Source organism: Roseobacter sp. SK209-2-6 (genome assembly GCF_000169455.1).
Lineage (GTDB): Bacteria > Pseudomonadota > Alphaproteobacteria > Rhodobacterales > Rhodobacteraceae > Pseudophaeobacter.
In genome coordinates, this window is the sequence record NZ_AAYC01000014.1 from 24,741 (window position 1) to 40,849 (window position 16,109).

At 55.9% G+C, this 16,109-nt stretch carries 19 protein-coding genes; 8 read left to right on the forward strand and 11 right to left on the reverse strand.

Annotation, left to right across the window (positions count from 1 at the left end; translation table 11 throughout):
* Positions 1-40: 40 nt before the first annotated feature.
* Positions 41-988, reverse strand: a complete 948-nt coding sequence (locus RSK20926_RS18375; protein ID WP_008209040.1) for an ABC transporter substrate-binding protein — start codon at positions 986-988, stop codon at positions 41-43.
* Between the two features lie 218 nt (positions 989-1,206).
* Here RSK20926_RS18375 and RSK20926_RS18380 point away from each other — a divergent pair, with 218 nt between their 5' ends.
* Both RSK20926_RS18380 and RSK20926_RS18385 read left to right on the forward strand, forming a co-directional pair.
* The gene (locus RSK20926_RS18380; RefSeq protein ID WP_037255778.1) at positions 1,207-1,986 is read left to right on the forward strand and encodes a DeoR/GlpR family DNA-binding transcription regulator; all 780 of its coding nucleotides are present in this window, start codon (positions 1,207-1,209) and stop codon (positions 1,984-1,986) included.
* Between the two features lie 192 nt (positions 1,987-2,178).
* Positions 2,179-2,661, forward strand: a complete 483-nt coding sequence (locus RSK20926_RS18385; RefSeq protein ID WP_008209042.1) for a dihydrofolate reductase — start codon at positions 2,179-2,181, stop codon at positions 2,659-2,661.
* A 392-nt stretch (positions 2,662-3,053) separates the two neighbouring features.
* Here the strand turns inward: RSK20926_RS18385 and RSK20926_RS18390 are convergent, their stop codons facing one another.
* Positions 3,054-3,260 (reverse strand): cold-shock protein, encoded by a 207-nt coding sequence (locus RSK20926_RS18390; protein WP_008209045.1) that lies wholly within the window; start codon positions 3,258-3,260, stop codon positions 3,054-3,056.
* 204 nt (positions 3,261-3,464) lie between these two features.
* Here RSK20926_RS18390 and RSK20926_RS18395 point away from each other — a divergent pair, with 204 nt between their 5' ends.
* Together RSK20926_RS18395 and RSK20926_RS18400 are read left to right on the forward strand one after the other, a co-directional pair.
* Complete coding sequence (locus tag RSK20926_RS18395; protein ID WP_008209046.1) at positions 3,465-3,782, forward strand: ArsC/Spx/MgsR family protein; 318 nt, start codon at positions 3,465-3,467, stop codon at positions 3,780-3,782.
* 40 nt (positions 3,783-3,822) lie between these two features.
* A complete protein-coding gene (locus tag RSK20926_RS18400; protein ID WP_008209047.1) occupies positions 3,823-4,191 on the forward strand; it encodes a hypothetical protein in 369 nt (122 codons plus the stop codon).
* Between the two features lie 148 nt (positions 4,192-4,339).
* Here the strand turns inward: RSK20926_RS18400 and RSK20926_RS18405 are convergent, their stop codons facing one another.
* The 5 genes from RSK20926_RS18405 to thrS all read right to left on the reverse strand — a co-directional run bounded on the left by RSK20926_RS18405 (position 4,340) and on the right by thrS (position 9,283).
* Complete coding sequence (locus tag RSK20926_RS18405; protein WP_008209048.1) at positions 4,340-4,876, reverse strand: DoxX family protein; 537 nt, start codon at positions 4,874-4,876, stop codon at positions 4,340-4,342.
* Positions 4,877-4,880: 4 nt separating this feature from the next.
* Positions 4,881-5,636, reverse strand: a complete 756-nt coding sequence (locus RSK20926_RS18410) for an HvfC/BufC family peptide modification chaperone (protein ID WP_008209049.1) — start codon at positions 5,634-5,636, stop codon at positions 4,881-4,883.
* Positions 5,633-6,487 carry an MNIO family bufferin maturase gene (bufB, locus tag RSK20926_RS18415; RefSeq protein WP_008209050.1) on the reverse strand — a complete coding sequence of 285 codons (855 nt, stop codon included), beginning with the start codon at positions 6,485-6,487 and terminating at the stop codon, positions 5,633-5,635. The genes RSK20926_RS18410 and bufB overlap by 4 nt, the downstream gene beginning before the upstream one ends.
* 98 nt (positions 6,488-6,585) lie before the next feature.
* Positions 6,586-6,891, reverse strand: coding sequence for a BufA1 family periplasmic bufferin-type metallophore (locus RSK20926_RS18420; protein WP_008209051.1), 306 nt, complete (start codon positions 6,889-6,891; stop codon positions 6,586-6,588).
* Between the two features lie 442 nt (positions 6,892-7,333).
* Positions 7,334-9,283, reverse strand: a complete 1,950-nt coding sequence (gene thrS, locus RSK20926_RS18425) for a threonine--tRNA ligase (protein WP_008209053.1) — start codon at positions 9,281-9,283, stop codon at positions 7,334-7,336.
* Positions 9,284-9,576: 293 nt separating this feature from the next.
* Here thrS and RSK20926_RS18430 point away from each other — a divergent pair, with 293 nt between their 5' ends.
* Positions 9,577-9,819, forward strand: a complete 243-nt coding sequence (locus tag RSK20926_RS18430) for a hypothetical protein (protein WP_008209054.1) — start codon at positions 9,577-9,579, stop codon at positions 9,817-9,819.
* 271 nt (positions 9,820-10,090) lie between these two features.
* On the opposite strand, the gene RSK20926_RS18435 is transcribed toward RSK20926_RS18430, so the two are convergent.
* Positions 10,091-10,648 carry a hypothetical protein gene (locus RSK20926_RS18435; protein WP_008209055.1) on the reverse strand — a complete coding sequence of 186 codons (558 nt, stop codon included), beginning with the start codon at positions 10,646-10,648 and terminating at the stop codon, positions 10,091-10,093.
* A gap of 99 nt (positions 10,649-10,747) precedes the next feature.
* A complete protein-coding gene (locus tag RSK20926_RS18440) occupies positions 10,748-11,746 on the reverse strand; it encodes an Lnb N-terminal periplasmic domain-containing protein (RefSeq protein ID WP_037255738.1) in 999 nt (332 codons plus the stop codon).
* Between the two features lie 174 nt (positions 11,747-11,920).
* On the opposite strand from RSK20926_RS18440, the gene RSK20926_RS18445 reads away from it, so the two are divergent.
* The 3 genes from RSK20926_RS18445 (at position 11,921) to RSK20926_RS18455 (ending at position 14,096) form a co-directional block, all read left to right on the forward strand.
* The gene (locus tag RSK20926_RS18445; RefSeq protein WP_037255779.1) at positions 11,921-12,682 is read left to right on the forward strand and encodes an alpha/beta hydrolase; all 762 of its coding nucleotides are present in this window, start codon (positions 11,921-11,923) and stop codon (positions 12,680-12,682) included.
* 91 nt (positions 12,683-12,773) lie between these two features.
* Positions 12,774-13,205 (forward strand): VOC family protein, encoded by a 432-nt coding sequence (locus RSK20926_RS18450; RefSeq protein WP_008209060.1) that lies wholly within the window; start codon positions 12,774-12,776, stop codon positions 13,203-13,205.
* 126 nt (positions 13,206-13,331) lie between these two features.
* Positions 13,332-14,096: an alpha/beta fold hydrolase gene (locus RSK20926_RS18455; RefSeq protein WP_157133178.1), complete on the forward strand. Its 765-nt coding sequence runs from the start codon at positions 13,332-13,334 to the stop codon at positions 14,094-14,096.
* A gap of 26 nt (positions 14,097-14,122) precedes the next feature.
* Here the strand turns inward: RSK20926_RS18455 and RSK20926_RS18460 are convergent, their stop codons facing one another.
* Together RSK20926_RS18460 and phaZ are read right to left on the reverse strand one after the other, a co-directional pair.
* On the reverse strand, positions 14,123-14,695 hold the full coding sequence (locus RSK20926_RS18460; RefSeq protein ID WP_008209062.1) for a DUF6151 family protein: 573 nt from the start codon (positions 14,693-14,695) through the stop codon (positions 14,123-14,125).
* A 3-nt stretch (positions 14,696-14,698) separates the two neighbouring features.
* Positions 14,699-15,985, reverse strand: coding sequence for a polyhydroxyalkanoate depolymerase (gene phaZ, locus RSK20926_RS18465; RefSeq protein WP_037255741.1), 1,287 nt, complete (start codon positions 15,983-15,985; stop codon positions 14,699-14,701).
* Positions 15,986-16,109 lie beyond the last annotated feature (124 nt).

Below are 16,109 nucleotides of genomic sequence, written 5' to 3' on the forward strand. Positions count from 1 at the left end.
GGGCTGCGGTGAGAGCGATGACAGCCCTGGCTGTTCCGGATCAGTTGTTGATCCAGCCGGACCAGCGGTCCTTGTTCTCACTCATCCAGGTCGACACCACCGTATCGATTTCAACGCCCTCCAAATCGGCCTTGCCGACCATGGCGCTCATCTCTTCGTTGCTGATGCGATAGTCCTGAATGATCTCATAGGCTCCCGGCCATGTCTCAGGCAGGCCTGCCCAGGCAGCCTTCCAGATTGGGCCACGCGGTTTGCCGCAATCATAGGCCATGTCCGGGTTCACTCCGACAGAAGGGTCAGCATAGCATTCGGCAGAGTAGGGCGGGAATTCAACAAATTCGCCCTCATATTTTGCGGGGGCCCAATGGGGGACATAGACCCATAGGACAATAGGGTCTTTGCGTTGGTAGGCAGATTCCAGTTCGGCAAAAAGAGCTGCATCGGTGCCCGCATGGACAACTTCAAAATCGAGTTCCAGAGCCTCAACACGCTCTTCATCAAAGCCGCCCCAAGTAACCGGACCGCCTACATAGCGCCCATAGGGTGAGGTCTCAGCGGTGGAAAACTCTTCGGAACACTCTTTGAGAGCTTGCCAATCTGGTAGACCCGGACAGTGGTCCTTCATATAGGCTGGAAACCACCATTCCTCGATTGCCATCAGGCCGGTTTCGCCTGCGTTCACAACCTTTCCGGAAGCGGTGGCCTCATCCAGGGCTTCGCGTCCCGTGGTCTCCCAGATCTCCATCGCGAGGTGAAGATCGCCGGTTTTGAGCCCTGCGAATTGGGCGATGTAGTCGGCCTGGACATATTCGACCTTGTAGCCAGCCTCTTGAAGGATGCTGCCCATGATCTTTGTGTTGATCAACTGTCCGGACCAATCATGAAGCGTCAATCGGATTGGGTCTGAAGACTCCGCAGCCCAGGCGGAGGAGGTGGAAACGGCGGTGGCCAAAGTCAAGGCTGCCAGTACATTCAAGTTCTGTCGCATGTGGAATTCCCTATTGTGTGGCATTTTGTGCGATTCTTGCCGTCGCTTGCATCTACTTTGGCTTTGTAATCCGGATTCGTCAACAAAAAGCCACATTAAGCCACGTTTTGCATTGAATTTGCCGGTTTCCTCTCTATCGTGGCTGTAATAGTGTTGTGAAATGTGGGGTTTTGGCTGCGGTGATCTGTGAGCTTGTGGATGGCCGTTCGAAATTGAAGATGAACCAAAAAACAACGAACCAGCGTGAAGAAGAAATCCTGCGAGAGCTCCAGCGGGCAGGGGGATCCTGTCGCGTCAGCGCTTTGGCGGAGCAGTTGAGCGTCTCCAACGAGACAATCCGGCGCAATGTCAAAACTCTGGAAGAACGAAACGTGGTTCGGAAAGTACATGGCGGCGTGCATCTCAACGAAGAGGTCATAGAGCCGCCCTTTGAAAACCGCCTGTCGGAGCAGGCTGATGCCAAGGGAATTCTGGCCCAGGCTGTCGCGGAAACCATCAGTGATGGTGACTCGGTCTTTCTGGATATCGGATCGACAACGGCCTATGTGGCGCAGGCCCTCAGGAACCACAGCAATCTCTTTGTTGTGACCAATTCTATTTTTGTCGCCCATACCCTGTCGATGCGGAATAACAATCGCGTCTTTATGGCAGGCGGGGAGTTGCGTGCCCATGACGGCGGTGCTTTTGGTGCTGAGGCCCTAGATCTGGTTCGGCGCTTGAATGTTCAGATGGCTGTGTTTTCCGTCGGCGCCGTAAACAGCGAGATGGGCTTTATGCTGCATGATCTGGAAGAGGCAAACATTGCCCGGGTCGCTGCTGAGAATGCGCAGGTCAGTATCGTGGTGGCAGATAGTGGTAAGTTCAACAAACGCGCGCCGGTCTCGCTGGATAAGATGTCAGCGATAGATGTTTTCGTTACCGATTGCGTCCCGCCTGTGGAAATCAATGCGATGCTAGATAAGCATGAGATTGAAATCGTTATTGCGGGGCAAGGCTAGATCACGAGGTCCTGGGCCATGCGTATGAATGCAACGCGTGACGCAAACGAGTTGTGAAACTGCATGACCAAAGCTGGAGTGCTGCGAAACCGTGTGGATCTGCAGTGCGCTTGCACTTGTTTCGGTTTTCCGCAAAAAGCCGATCTGAGATCAGCAGCCAGTTCATAGGCCAAATCATAGGCAGGAGCAGAGATGATTACTTTGATCGCCGCCCGCGACCGGAACGGAGCCATCGGCAAAGACAATACAATCCCTTGGCGTGCCCCCGAAGATATGGAGGCCTTTAAGCGCGAGACCCTAGGTGGGGCGGTGATCATGGGACGCAATACCTGGGATAGCCTGCCGTTCAAGCCTTTGAAAAACCGTTTGAACATCACTGTATCTTCACAGAGCGATCTGATGGATCTGGTTTGCGCATCTGTGGAGGAGGCCATTGAGCTGGCCTATGCCCATGGCTATCGGCGTCTCTATGGTATCGGCGGGTCAGGAATCTACCGCGCCATGCTGCCATTGGCCGAACGCCTGTTGATCACAGAAGTGGAGACCGAAGTGGAAGGAGCAGATACCTATTTCCCCGAATTCTCCACTACGGATTGGCATTGCATCGGAGAGACCACTTTGCGTACTGAAAATCCGGCATGTCGTATGGTCGAGTATGTTCGCAAAGGGATCTAAGCCAAGCAAAACTGGCAAACGGCAAGCACCTGCAAGCAAGCGACCTGAAACAAGAGGCTAAGAAAGCGTCAAAATCCTGAAAAATCCCAGGCCCGACCCCCGGATTGGCCTCCGGAATGGCCCTTTGGGAAGGGGCGCGGAATCAACATGCCGCAAGTTGGCTGAATTTGCGGGTCTATACTGAACGGGGAATGAAGCCAGGCTGGTCGGGGTTGGACTTGCCGGATGTGACCAACTTGGAAGGCCAGAGCCTGTTGAGCTAGCTGTCGACTACTCAGAACTAGTCTGCTTTGCCCGGCATTGCATCAGTGAGGAGCGGGGGACTGGCCGCACCCGACAGGACGAAAAACGTCGTTGGTCTGGCGGAGACGGCAAAAGGCATAGTCTGAAATTCAGTGCGCTTTCAGTTCTCCAGCCATTTTTCGACCATCGCGGCCTTCGGTCAGCTCATAGTCGACCTTCATATTGTCTGCGAGGCCTGAAAGGCCGGAGCGCTCTACTTGTGAGATATGAACAAAAACATCTTTGCCACCCTCATCCGGCTCGATAAAGCCGAAGCCCTTGGTGGTATTGAACCATTTCACGGTGCCGCTTGGCATCTCCCGTGTCTCCTTCTAACTTGTAAATTGTACAAGGCAGCCCCGAAGGGCGGCCCCCCGTCCTGCAGTTCGTACACGTTCTGATTGAGAGGGGGTCGTGCTCTGCCTGAGTTCAACTGTTGCATGCACGGAGAAAAAATCAAGAGCATGTGGCAAGAGTAGCGAAAAATAATGTGCTAAGCACACCTAGGAAAGAAAGATTTTATGATCCTTTACGGTTTGAAAAACTGTGATAGCTGCCGCAAGGCCTTGAAGCAACTGCCTGACTTTCGCCTTGTGGATGTAAAGCAAGAGGGGGTCCCGCCGGATCTTCTGTTCCAGGCTCATAGCAAATTTGGCGCGAAGCTCTTGAATACTCGGTCAACGACCTGGCGTGGGTTGAGCGAGGAGGAACGTCAATCCCCACCACTGGAGCTTTTGGCGGCGCATCCAACTTTGATGAAGCGGCCACTAATCCAGCATGAGGGGGAATTATTGCTAGGCTGGGATCAGAATACTCGAGCTGCACTTGGAGTGAGCTGAGCCTCTGACTATGTCAATGCCGTAGTTTGGGAGAGACAAAATGCGCAATGCGGCACTGGTTCTGGGAATTATCGCTGGGATCTTTGGAATGGTGGTGGGTTTCTTTGGCTATGGATACACTGTAGCCGTGGAAAATTTTGGAGAGATCGAGGGCCTGGCCGAACAGGCAGAGAACGTAGGTGAGCTGCGCATTCTGGCTGTTCTGTCACCGCTCATGGCCATTGCCGGAGGCGCCATGGCCAGAGCGCGTGCGCTTTGGGGAGGGATTTTGCTCCTGGCTTCGGCTGCGGCAATGTATCAGGCATTTGGCTTTGGCCTCTTTACCGTTTTCCCGCTTAGCTTTGCGGTGCTTGCCGGGCTTCTGGCATTGGCCGCGGGCAAGCCGGATGAGGCAAAGGCTCATTTCTAGTTTTCTGATTGCCCAGATCCACCTGATTGCCTAGGACCAGTAGACCAGTGCAACCAGCCGAAAAAAGAAACGCCACTGCTAGCAGGGCGTTTCCTCGTGATTAAACATTAAACAGCGGTGAGGTTCGCTCTCTTCAGCTTTGAGGGGATCAATCCTCAGCTGGGGCAACCATGCGCTTTACAACCGCATCCACCGAAATAGCCCCGGCACCTTTGAAAACCAGAACCAGCAACAGGAATGTCCACATGACCCGCTGATCGACCAGTTCGATGGCGTTGTTGAAGAGGCTGCCCAGTTTCACCCCATGTCCGGTGACATCCACGATGGTTTGAACCCAGATGAACCCGATAGTGCCCAGAGCGGCAAGACGGGTCATAAGGCCCAGAAGGATCAGCGCTGGCAAGACATATTCCGCGACGGTGCCTGCGAAGATCACCAAGCGCTGGAAAATGTTGAGCTGGGAGACATCATAGAGAACCGCTTCTGCCGCATGGGGGAAGATCTGTCCAAAGGCGCCGGCTGATGGAGAGAAGATCGAGCCGTCGATCTTTAGACCCGCAGAGTTCCAATAGTAGACCAGCAACACCGCTGCAAAAACCAGGCGGGCCAGGGTCGGAACCGCAAAGCCCGAGAGCCTGTCGGCCTTGCCGAGGAGTGAAGTATATGTGGAGACAAGTGCGTGCATGGTCTTACCCTTTGTTTTCCAGGCCTGTTATTGCGCCCCCCTGCAAGAGCAGGGTGAGCGTGGCTCCCAGGTCAAAGTTTTCAGTGTTGGCGCTGGCTTGTTCCAAAGCCTCACCAATGGTGGCGCCCCCCATCAGGGCGCTGATCCAGACTGCACCCGACGGGGGCAGGACCTGGGGAATGGGATCGAATTCGGGGCGTGTTATCAGCACGTCCTGCGCTAGCGCCGAAGGCTTGGGCGCATTTTCCCGGGTGTTGAAAAGCCAAAGCGCATGAATGGGCCATGACGATTTTATCACTTGAAGTGCGGGCGCCAGCGACAGGCGGCTCTGCATCAAGTCTTCGGCCGACAGCGCGGCCAGCAGATCTGCCTCAATTGGCTCTGCATCCGCCGCATGGTAAGAATGGCGCAGGGCCAGCTCCAACCGGGCGACATCTGCAAGGTAACCCAGGTGTTTTAGCTGTTCTAGGCCTTCCAGAAACGCAGGGAACTCCTCACCATAGAACATCATCAAGGGCGAGGATGGAGGATGCTGACGCAGGAATAGCCCTGCAAGCCCATCCATGTTTTTCTGGCCCAAAAGTTTGGAGATAACCGGAAAAGCACCGTGCATGGCCTCGGTCAGCGACACCGCGACATTGTTGCGGTAGACGTTGAAGCGTCGCCCGGCTGAGTTTTCCTGATGATCGGTAAGGCCCAGAGGAATGGGCTCTCCGGCATCCATCATAGCGCGGGCGAATTCTGCCTGGGTCACAGTCATGCTGCAATGCGCTCCAGTGCGGAGGCTGCCCGCGCGGCTTCTGCTTCCAGAATGGGCCAGTCAGGGACATCATTGTCCCATTCGATGAGGATCGGCTTGGCGCCGGATTGCGCCAGGGTATAGTCGAGTAGAGCCCAGACTGGATCCACGACTTCCCGCCCGTGGCTGTCGATCAGCAGGGGGCGCCCGTGGTCATCCTCGTCTTTGTCATGACCGCCCAGGTGAATTTCGCCGACCTTTTCCAGTGCAAAGGCATCGATGTAACCCTGTGGGGAGAAGTCCAGATTGGTGGCCGAGACAAAAACATTGTTTACATCCAGCAAGAGGCCACAGCCGGTGCGGCGGGAAATCTCGGCCAGAAATTCAGGCTCGGACCAGGTGCTTTCCGCAAAGGCCAGGTAACTGGAGGGGTTTTCCAGCAGCATCTTGCGGCCAATTGCTTCCTGCAATTGGTCGATGTGGTCACATACCCGCGTCAGGGCCGTGTCGGTATAGGGAAGCGGCAGAAGGTCGTTGTAGAAATGGCTATCGTGGGTCGACCAGGCCAGATGTTCAGAAAAACTCGCAGGGTTGAGCCAGCCTACAAGGGTCTTCAGCCGCGCCAGGTGATCCGTATCCAAGGGGCCTTCGCCGCCAATCGACAGGCCAACACCATGCACGGACATGGCAAAGCGCTCGGCCAGATGACGCAGTTGCGCCAGCGGGCGGCCGCCATCGCCCATATAGTTTTCAGCGTGAATTTCCAGCCAATTGACACTGCCAGGCTCTGCGGTGATCTGGGCAAAATGCTGCGGCTTATAGCCAACCCCCGGCGCTGCAGGCAGATGTTTCAAGGCAGCAGTGTCGAGCATGGCAAACCTCTATTTCCAAAAGGCGGGAGGGGTTGGGCAGTCGCTTTAAGAGGGCGGTTCAGATCCCGCCCTCTCGCATGTTCTTTTAGGCTGTTGCCTTATGCGGGCAGGTCGCGCTCTTGAGGCTCAAGGGAGCCCTTGCGCTCTGTGCCGTCTGCCAATGCGGGCAGGTCGATATCTGCACAGGTACCTGCATCCACCAGGGTCCAGGCGTTGCCCTGATAATCAACGGTAGAGGTGCCTGCGCAGGTGGTGCCAGGACCGGCGGCGCAGTCATTCTGACCAGCAAGGGAGACACCATAGCATTTTTCTTTGGTGCCGGCTGCGGCAGGAATTGTGGAAGCGGCGGTCAGAGCGGCTGCGACGGCACCGGCAACGGCGAGGGATTTTGCGGTTTTCGACATCTCTTGAAATCCTTTTGGGTTATCTTGCGGTGTCCTGATGACACAAAAAACCTAACCCGGCGTGACACGAATTTTAAGTCACGAGCCCGTGTCTCACATCTGCGTCAGGTGCTGTGATGGGTTTTGCTGTTCTAACTCATTGAAAATGAACAAAACTGTCTGTGATCTGAAACCAAAGCCCTTGCTGGAATTGGGGTTTGAGCATCAAAAAGGGGGGAAATATTACAGGTCGATCCCCACCAACCAGGCGGGTTTGGTCAACTTGTAACATTTGTAATTGCCCCTCTGGCATTTCGGAATTTGCTACCTAGCGCCGCTTCTGGATAGCGGATGCAAGACACGCGGTGCAGTACGGTTCTGATCGCTTGGGGAAATGTCTGCTATGACAAAAGGAAAGCCCCCTGCGAAAGGGGGCTTTGAAGGGTCTAGAAAAATGCCGTTTTTAGGTCAGCAGATCCGGAGGGGTTGCTTCCTGGGTCAGTTTGGCAACGGTCTCATCCAGGCCTTCCACTTTGGTCTGCTTTTCGCCAAGTCGGCGGACGGAGACAGTACGTTCTTCCACTTCGCGGTGTCCAACAGCGAGGATCACCGGAACCTTGCCCACAGAGTGTTCGCGGACCTTGTAGTTGATCTTCTCATTGCGAATGTCTGCTTCGGCTCGGACGCCTGCGGCACGGAGCGTTTCCACCACTTCGTTCACATAGTCATCTGCATCCGAGGTGATTGACGCGACCACAACCTGACGCGGGGCCAGCCAGAAGGGCAGTTTGCCCGCGTGCTCTTCGATCAGAATGCCGATAAAACGCTCAAATGAGCCCAGGCAGGCACGGTGCAACATGAAAGGACGGTGTTTGTTGCCATCCTGGCCGATGAAATTGGCCTCCAGTCGCTCTGGCAGGTTGGGGTCAACCTGAAGTGTGCCACATTGCCAGTTCCGGCCGATCGCATCGGTCAGAGTGAACTCCAGCTTGGGGCCGTAAAAAGCACCTTCGCCTTCCAGGACCTCGTATTCATAGCCGGCAGCCTTGCAGGCATCTCCCAGTGCCTTTTCCACCAGATCCCAGCTTTCATCGCTGCCGATCCGCTTTTCCGGACGGGTCGAAAGCTTGATGGTCCAGTTGTGGAAACCGAGGTCGGCATAGACTTTGGACAGGAAGGCGATGAATTTTGCGGTCTCAGATTCGATCTGATCCTCGGAACAGAAGATATGACCGTCATCCTGGGTAAAGCCGCGCACCCGCATGATGCCGTGCAGCGCGCCCGAAGGTTCGTAGCGGGCACAGGAGCCGAATTCGGCCATGCGCAAAGGTAGATCGCGATAGGATTTAAGGCCCTGGTTGAACACCTGTACGTGGCAGGGACAATTCATCGGCTTCAGCGCGTTGATTGCCTTTTCACGGGCATGGTCCTCGTCGACTTCGACGATGAACATGTTTTCCTGGTATTTGTCCCAGTGGCCCGAGGCCTCCCAGAGTTTGCGGTCAACAACCTGTGGGGTGTTCACCTCGACATAGCCATCACGCTCCTGCATGCGGCGCATATAGTCCTGCAGGGTGGTGTAGATCTTCCAGCCATTGGGATGCCAGAACACCTGGCCCGGCGCCTCTTCCTGCATGTGGTAGAGGTTCATCTCGCGGCCCAGCTTGCGGTGGTCGCGCTTGGCCGCTTCTTCCAGCATATGCAGGTGGGCTTTGAGTTTTTCCTTGCCGGTGAAGGCAACACCGTAGATCCGCTGCAGCATGGCGCGATCGCTGTCGCCGCGCCAATATGCGCCGGCAATCGACATCAGCTTGAAGGCATCGCCCGGAAGCTGGCCGGTGTGCTGCAGGTGCGGGCCGCGGCAGAGATCCTGCCAGTCGCCGTGCCAGTACATCCGCAGCGGCTCATCGCCGGGGATGCTCTCGATCAGTTCGACCTTATAGGGCTCATTGTTGTCGCTGTAATGCAGGATCGCGCGGGGGCGGTCCCAGACTTCGGTGCGGACTTCATCACGCTTGTTGATGATTTCCTTCATCTTCTTCTCGATGGCGCCCAAGTCTTCCGGGGTGAAGGGTTCCGCGCGATCGAAGTCGTAGTACCAGCCGTTTTCAATGACAGGGCCAATGGTGACCTTGGTATCAGGCCAGATTTCCTGCACTGCGCGTGCCATCACATGAGCCAGGTCGTGGCGGATCAGCTCATTGGCCTGCGCCTCATCCTTCATGGTGTGGATCGCGATTGAGGCATCGGTATCGATCGGCCACTGCAGGTCCCAATGGGCCCCGTTCACGGTGGCTGAGATCGCCTTTTTGCCAAGGGAGGTCGAAATGGAAGAGGCAACTTCAGCAGGGGTTACGCCTGCGTCGAACTCGCGTGCATTGCCATCGGGGAAAGTGAGAGAGATTTGGGCCATGGTCTGGCTGCTCCTCGTCGGTTTGGCGCCCACAGAACGCCCGGTTGCGGGTATATGTTTGGTTCTGGCCTTTTGCGATCTCAGTGAGGGGAAGTCAAGACGGGTATCCAGGCAGCTGAATTTCCAAGAGAAATGAAACTTTGTGTGCAAATGTGTGCGGATGCATGCAAATGTACGCGCGGGTATACTGGTAAGTATTTGAAAAATATAAGAAAAATATTGAACTGAATCGCGATTTGCGGCAGTTTGGCTGAAACTTACGAAGTAACGGACATACCCGGAGGAGTGTTCCAATGACCTGCCCAAGCTCTGATATCGATCTGACGCAAGATGATATGCATCTGATCGAAACAGCCCTGTGCGAGACCCAGAGACTTCTGGCGCATCGGCATCTGTCCTATGAACACTGCTCATGCCTCGAAGGCGCGCCGAGTGGTGAGAAAGCCCAGATCCTTGGTGAGACACTTAGCCGGATCGAGGATCTTTTGCGGCGCATGGGCGACCATGGGGATCTCGAAGGTGCGGCGGCCTTCTAGCCGGACAGGGGCTCTGGCCGGTCGAGGACTTCGTTCAGAGCTGCCTTTCTCTGAATCGCCGCCAGTTTGAGAGCGCTTTCAGCAGAGGTTTGAATGGCCAGAGAAAGACAAAGGCCATGACTGTCAGAATAGGCCGCGCCCGCCGTATCAACCGGCTCGCATATCTGTTCGCTTCCTTCTCTTGCCCGGCATCTTGCCCGCTCTCGAGATGGCCGCGGGCATGGTGGCCAATCTCGTGATAGAGCGTGTGCTGGGTTTTGAGGATCTTCAGCTAATCCTGAAACCTTCCTCCTGCGGGAGAAGGCCAAGTCAGGCAAATGCCGGAACTGTGAATCATATAGTAGCCTAAGTAGTCCAACTCGTTGGAAAACGGCACGACGTCTATCCGGGCGATGTGCTGCAAGTCGGCCCGCGGCGGCGTCTTCAGCCATTTTTTGAGAAGGTTTTTCACCCTGTCTTCGCCTTTGATGCTACGGGAAATCGTTACTGGGATGCCTGCGATCAGATGTTTTTCAGGCCTTTTGTCATAGCGTGCCTCAATCAGAGAAACGGTTCGGCGGTGCATGGCGTGAAGTGGGGAGGAGTTCAGTCTCTTGATCTCGGTCTTTGCGTGCTCTGCATCAATCTCGTGAAGAAGGCTGAGAAGCACTGCAAGATACTGACCTTGCGGTCCGCGCGGATATTCCTTCCAGGATATAGAAGAGAGTTTGTCCTTGATCGGGGGAATAGCGTCTGATCCGGCGGAAAGAAGATTGCGCCAGCCATCGCGGACGGTACGCGGGTGACTTGTTGCGACCCCTCTTAGCAGATGTTCCACATCTTTGTTCAAATAGTCCTCACGAGTTGGATTAATTTACTCTTCTTCTATTTGAGATTTGAAACCGAGGCTGCCAAGTAGAGTGTTGCAGAGAATTGGGTTTGGGGTGGGCTAGGGCAACGGTAGGCCTTCGCGGATCATCGCAGAGAATTCTGCTGTGATTCCGCTGCTTTGTGCGCGTTTGGTGATTCGGCTGACTTCGATCAACTCCTCAAGAGGTATCTGACTGTTCAGCACGCCTGCGTCATAGGCATAGCTTGGCAGGTAGCCATTGGCCATGACCCGCCAATCCAAGGGCACTTCATCGACGATGGTTCGGATCATCGTCATGACAACCGTGGTGCAATTGGTGGTCAAAGAGTTGTACCAGCGGGGGTGTTCCGCAAGGCTGTTGGCCGCAACCACATATTGCAGCAACAGTTCGCGGGCGCGCTCGGGGCTGGTATTGGTGCGAAACAGCTGCACATCTTCTCCGCGTGCGTTGGTGCGGGTGCCAATCACATCGCGCTCATCGGCGGCAACGATTGCCAGGGTATTGGCCTTGAAAAGATCGGCTATCGGAGAGAACTCACCGCCTTGTTGGCGGCGAACCTCGACGGACCAGGCAATATAGTCGCCATTTGCAAAACCAAAGCTGATCAGCATATGGGCAATCGAGCGCCCAGACCAATAGGACATCACCAGATCGACACTTTCCAATTGGTCGAGGTCATAGCTCCGGGTTTCCCAGTTTTGGTCAAAGTCACTGGTGCTGCGCCAGGTGAAATTGCGCAGATTGTTCAGGGTAAGGGTTGAGCCTTCAACCGTGCCAGTCACCTGACGGGCGACATCCGGTGACCAATCGCGTTCTGCCGGAGGGGTGAGACTGCTCCACCAGGTAAGAACGGCGGCGATGGCAAAGCAAAAGGTAGTCAGGGCGCGGAGTTTGCGCGGTCGAAACAGGCCAATCACTGTCAAGCTGCCAAATAGGGCGAAAAAGCCTGCAAAAATTCCAGGAAAGGGAGGCTCGAACGGGAGCCGATACCAGAGCGCCAGGGATGCCCAGGACGTGGCCAACAGCATTGCAAGCGCTAGAAATGGCAAAAGAAGGCGGCGGAGATGGCGTGTCATTAAGCGTCCTGAAATGCGATCAAGCGAATGCGGCGCACACTAGGCGCAGCAAGGCAGTCCGGCAAGTCCGCAGACCCATTGAAGGCAACGCGTTCTCCGGTTTCCTGGGAAATCTGCAATTGCGCTGTATCGGATCCCATGTCACATCTGACCAAAACCAGAGGGGGAAGAGACATGGCCGAAGCGCAATATCTGGAAACCACCCAAGGGCGCAGGATTGCCTATCACCTGACCAAGGGCAAAGGCCCTTTTGTGGTGTTCCTGGGTGGGCTCAAATCCGACATGGAGGGAACCAAGGCGGTGCACCTGGAGGCCTGGGCCAAGGCACGGGGGCAGGCCTTCCTTCGGTTTGACTACTCAGGGCATGGGGAAAGCTCTGGGAGTTTTGAAGAGGGCGCGATTGGGGACTGGCATCAGGATACGCTGGCAGCGGTTGAAGCCCTGACACAGGGTCAAGTTCTGCCGGTCGGTTCTTCAATGGGCGGGTGGCAAGCACTTTTGTTGGCGCGGGCGATGCCGGAACGTCTCTGCGGACTTGTGACCATCGCCGCCGCGCCGGATTTCACTGAAGATGGCTATTGGGCCAGTTTCAGCGATGCGCAAAAGGCGGAGTTGGAAAGCCGCGGCTATGTCGAGTTGCCAAGTGATTACATGGAACCCTATCGCATCTCCAAGCGGATGATCGAGGATGGGCGCAAACACCTGGTTCTGCGGGAGGCGCTGAAGCTGCCTTTCCCTGTTCGGTGTCTGCAGGGAACTGCGGATACGGCTGTGTCGACACAAACGGCCCTACGGTTGCTGGATCACGCAGATTGCAATGATATGCGCCTCAACTTGGTGAAGGACGCGGATCACCGCTTCTCTGATGGGCCGTGCCTGGGCTTGATCGAACAAGCTGTGGAGGAATTGCTTCAAGTCCGAGCCAGAGGGGGATAAACTCTGGGTTGAAAGTTGCTTGCGTGAATCAGAGTGCCAGGCCGAGCTGTGCCCTAAGGTGTGACCCTCAATTGGAGCCGAAACTATGTCTATGGAACAACGTGTTAGCCTGATCACCCTTGGGGTGCCCAATCTGAATGAGGCCGCCAGCTTCTATGAGGCTTTGGGATGGAATCGTGTCGAGACGCCAGATGGAATTGTGGTTTTTGACCTCATCTCCCAGACTCTGGGCCTCTATCCGATTGAAAAACTTGCCGAAGACATGGGACTCCCCGTTGAAGCACTGGGAACCGGTGCAACGACCTTGAGCTACAACACGCGATCTGTTGAAGAAGCGCAGCAGGTTCTTGCTCTGGCCGAGGAAGCCGGTGCCGGGATCCTCAAACATGTGGAAGAGGTTTTCTGGGGTGGCCACGTGGGCTACTTCCGGGCGCCTGATGGGCATATTTGGGAGGTGAGCTATAATCCGTTTTCTCCTTTGTCGGAGGAGGGGGCCTTCCAGTGGAATGGTTTCACGTCTTAGTAACTGGTTGCGGGGCGCAGCACTCGACGTTCGCTGGACCTTGAGGGAAATGGCACCTAGCTGTAGTCGGAATAGTCGGCGGTTAGGCTAGAAAAAACGAACGGTTCCTTTTGAAACCGGCAATGCATGAGGCAAGAGATGGATCAGTCGGGCATTTGGAGCAGCGAACCGGTGGTTCTCTTGCCGAATATGATGTGTGATGCGCGGATCTTTGCGCCGCAGCTCCAGTTCTTGTCGCAACGCAGCCCGGTCTTGGTCGCACCTCTTTTTGGCGGGGACCGAATAGAGGATATCGCGGTACATCTGCTAACTATGTTGCCAACTCGGTTTGCCCTTGTAGGGCTTTCGGCAGGGGGCAGCGTTGCGCTTGAAATTCTGCGCCGCGCGCCAGAGCGTGTCAGCAGGATCTGCCTGATTTCTACAAACCCGCTTTCGGAAACGCCGGACCAAGCGGCTGAGCGTGAGCCTATGATTATCTCTGCCCGCACTGGACGGCTGGAGGATGCACTATTGCGAAACCTCCCTCCAGAAGCGCTTGCCCCTGGGCCACGTCGGCTGGAGGTCTTAAGCCTGATTCGGGATATGGGGCTCGATCTTGGAAGTGAGCTATTTGTGGATCTCAGCCGAGCGCTTCAGCGCCGCCGCGACCAGCAGGCCACGGCACGCCGCTGCAGGGTGCCGGCCCTGGTGTTGTGCGGTGAATATGATCCACTCATCCCGGCCAAGCGCCAGGAGTTTCTGGCGGGGCTGATGTCGCAGGCCAGTTTCCAGATCATCCCTGGCGCAGGGCATTTGCCAACGGTCGAACAGCCGGAGGCAGTAAATAGAGCGCTGCAATCCTGGCTCAAGACGCCACTCAATCTGGCGAACTGGGCCAAAACGGAGGCCTAGCCGCTGCGATAGCGGCTTCCTAGGGTTTAGCTGTAGAGCGTTGCGCGCTCTTCCTTGCTCAGGACCTTCGCTTCTGCCACCGGTTGACCAGTTGCGGCATCAAAAAAGGGCGTTTGCCGCCAGCGCCCCGAGAGACGGGCTGCGAGCATCCTGGAGAAAATGCCAAAGACCATGGGAAACATTCCCTGACTGCGTGGTGGCTTGCCCACCTGGGGAATGTTGGCCTGGGCCTTGATCTTGCCCAGTGAGGCCTTGTCGGCAAAGAGATCGCTGCGCAGTCCGGCAAAGGCGAGCTGCGGTTTGGCCAGAGTATTGGCAAAAGGCGTACCACAGCAGCCCGCATACCAGCGATGCAACCCCTTGGGGCTGAGCCGCAATAGACGCAGATGCTCAGCGCCTTTGGTGATTGTGATCCCGTCGGGCGCCAGTTGAAACAGATCAACCCCCTCTGAAGGGTCGGGCTGGCCATGATACAGCTCTGCTGCGCGACAGTCCGGGCAATGACAGAGCAACCGAAGCCCCGATTTTTGGGCCTCGGGGGCGATATGCCCGGCCAGTTCGCCGCAATTGCAGGAAAACTCTAGGCCTTGTTCAATCATGGATCAGCCCTTGACCAATTTGGGTTTGGCGGATTTGGTAGCGGGTTTGCGCCGGGCCTTGCGGCTATTGGCATCCATGAAATCGATGACCAGTGGGCGAATGTTGTTGCGCCAGCTGCGCCCGGCAAAAATGCCGTAGTGGCCCGCACCAGGTTCTACGTGGCTTGCCTTTAAGCTTTCCGGCAACCCGGTGCAGAGATCAAGCGCCGCAATGCACTGACCTGGGGCTGAAATGTCATCATTGGCCCCTTCAACGGTTTTTACCGCTACATCAGTGATCGCGCCAATGTCGACCTTGTGGCCAGCAACGATAAACTCATTTCGCGCAATCTCACGCGATTTGAAGACACGTTCAACGGTAGAGAGATAGAACTCGGCCGTCATATCCATTACCGCGAGGTATTCGTCATAAAACCGGTTATGGGCATCATGATCGGATGCTTCGCCACGGCTGACGCGCTGGATCTGATCGATGAAGGCCTTTGAATGACGTTCGGCATTCATCGACATGAAGGAGGAGAGCTGCAGCAGACCGGGATAGACCTTGCGGCCTACGCCTTTGTATTTGAAACCAACGCGCTGGATCATGGTTTCTTCCAGCTGGCCCATGGTGACGCGGCGACCAAAATCGGTAACTTCGGTAGGGGTTGCATCCGGATCAACAGGCCCACCGATCAGCGTCAAGGAGGAGGGTTGCGCCTTTGGGTCCTGCTCTGCCAGATAGGCGGTGGCGGCTAGGGTCAGGGGGGCAGGTTGACAGACCGCAACAACATGGGTGTCGGGGCCAAGCTCACGCATGAAATCAACCAGATAAAGCGTATAATCCTCGATGTCGAACTTGCCCTCGGACACCGGGATGTCGCGGGCATTGTGCCAATCGGTGATATAGACTTCGCAGTTCACCAGCAGGCTTTTGACTGTGGACCGTAGCAGGGTCGCGTAGTGCCCAGACATTGGCGCCACTAGCAGAACCTTGCGGGGCTGCTCTTCGCGACCGGCGACATGGAAATGGATCAAATCGCCAAAGGCGCGTTCCTGCACCGTGCGGATCTCAACCAGATGGTCCTTGCCATCTTCGCAAGTGAAGGTGCGGATACCCCAGTCAGGCTTAACCACCATGCGCTGAAAGGTGCGTTCGGTTACCTCTCCCCAGGCGGCCATCCAGCTGAGAGCGGGGTTTGGAATCGCAGCGAGACTAGGGTAGGAGGCCATGGATAATGCGCTGGCGCCCAGCCATTGGTTCATGTTCCGGGCGGTTTCCATTAGGTCGTATGACAACATGTAGCGCATTTAGTTCTCCTTTGGCTGCTCGTCCAATTTCCCTCATGGCGGGACGGAATTCTTGCTAGGTCTCGGACCTTTCGTCGCTTTGGCTTAACATGGGTAAGGCAGTATTCTGCACAGCAGAAAGAGT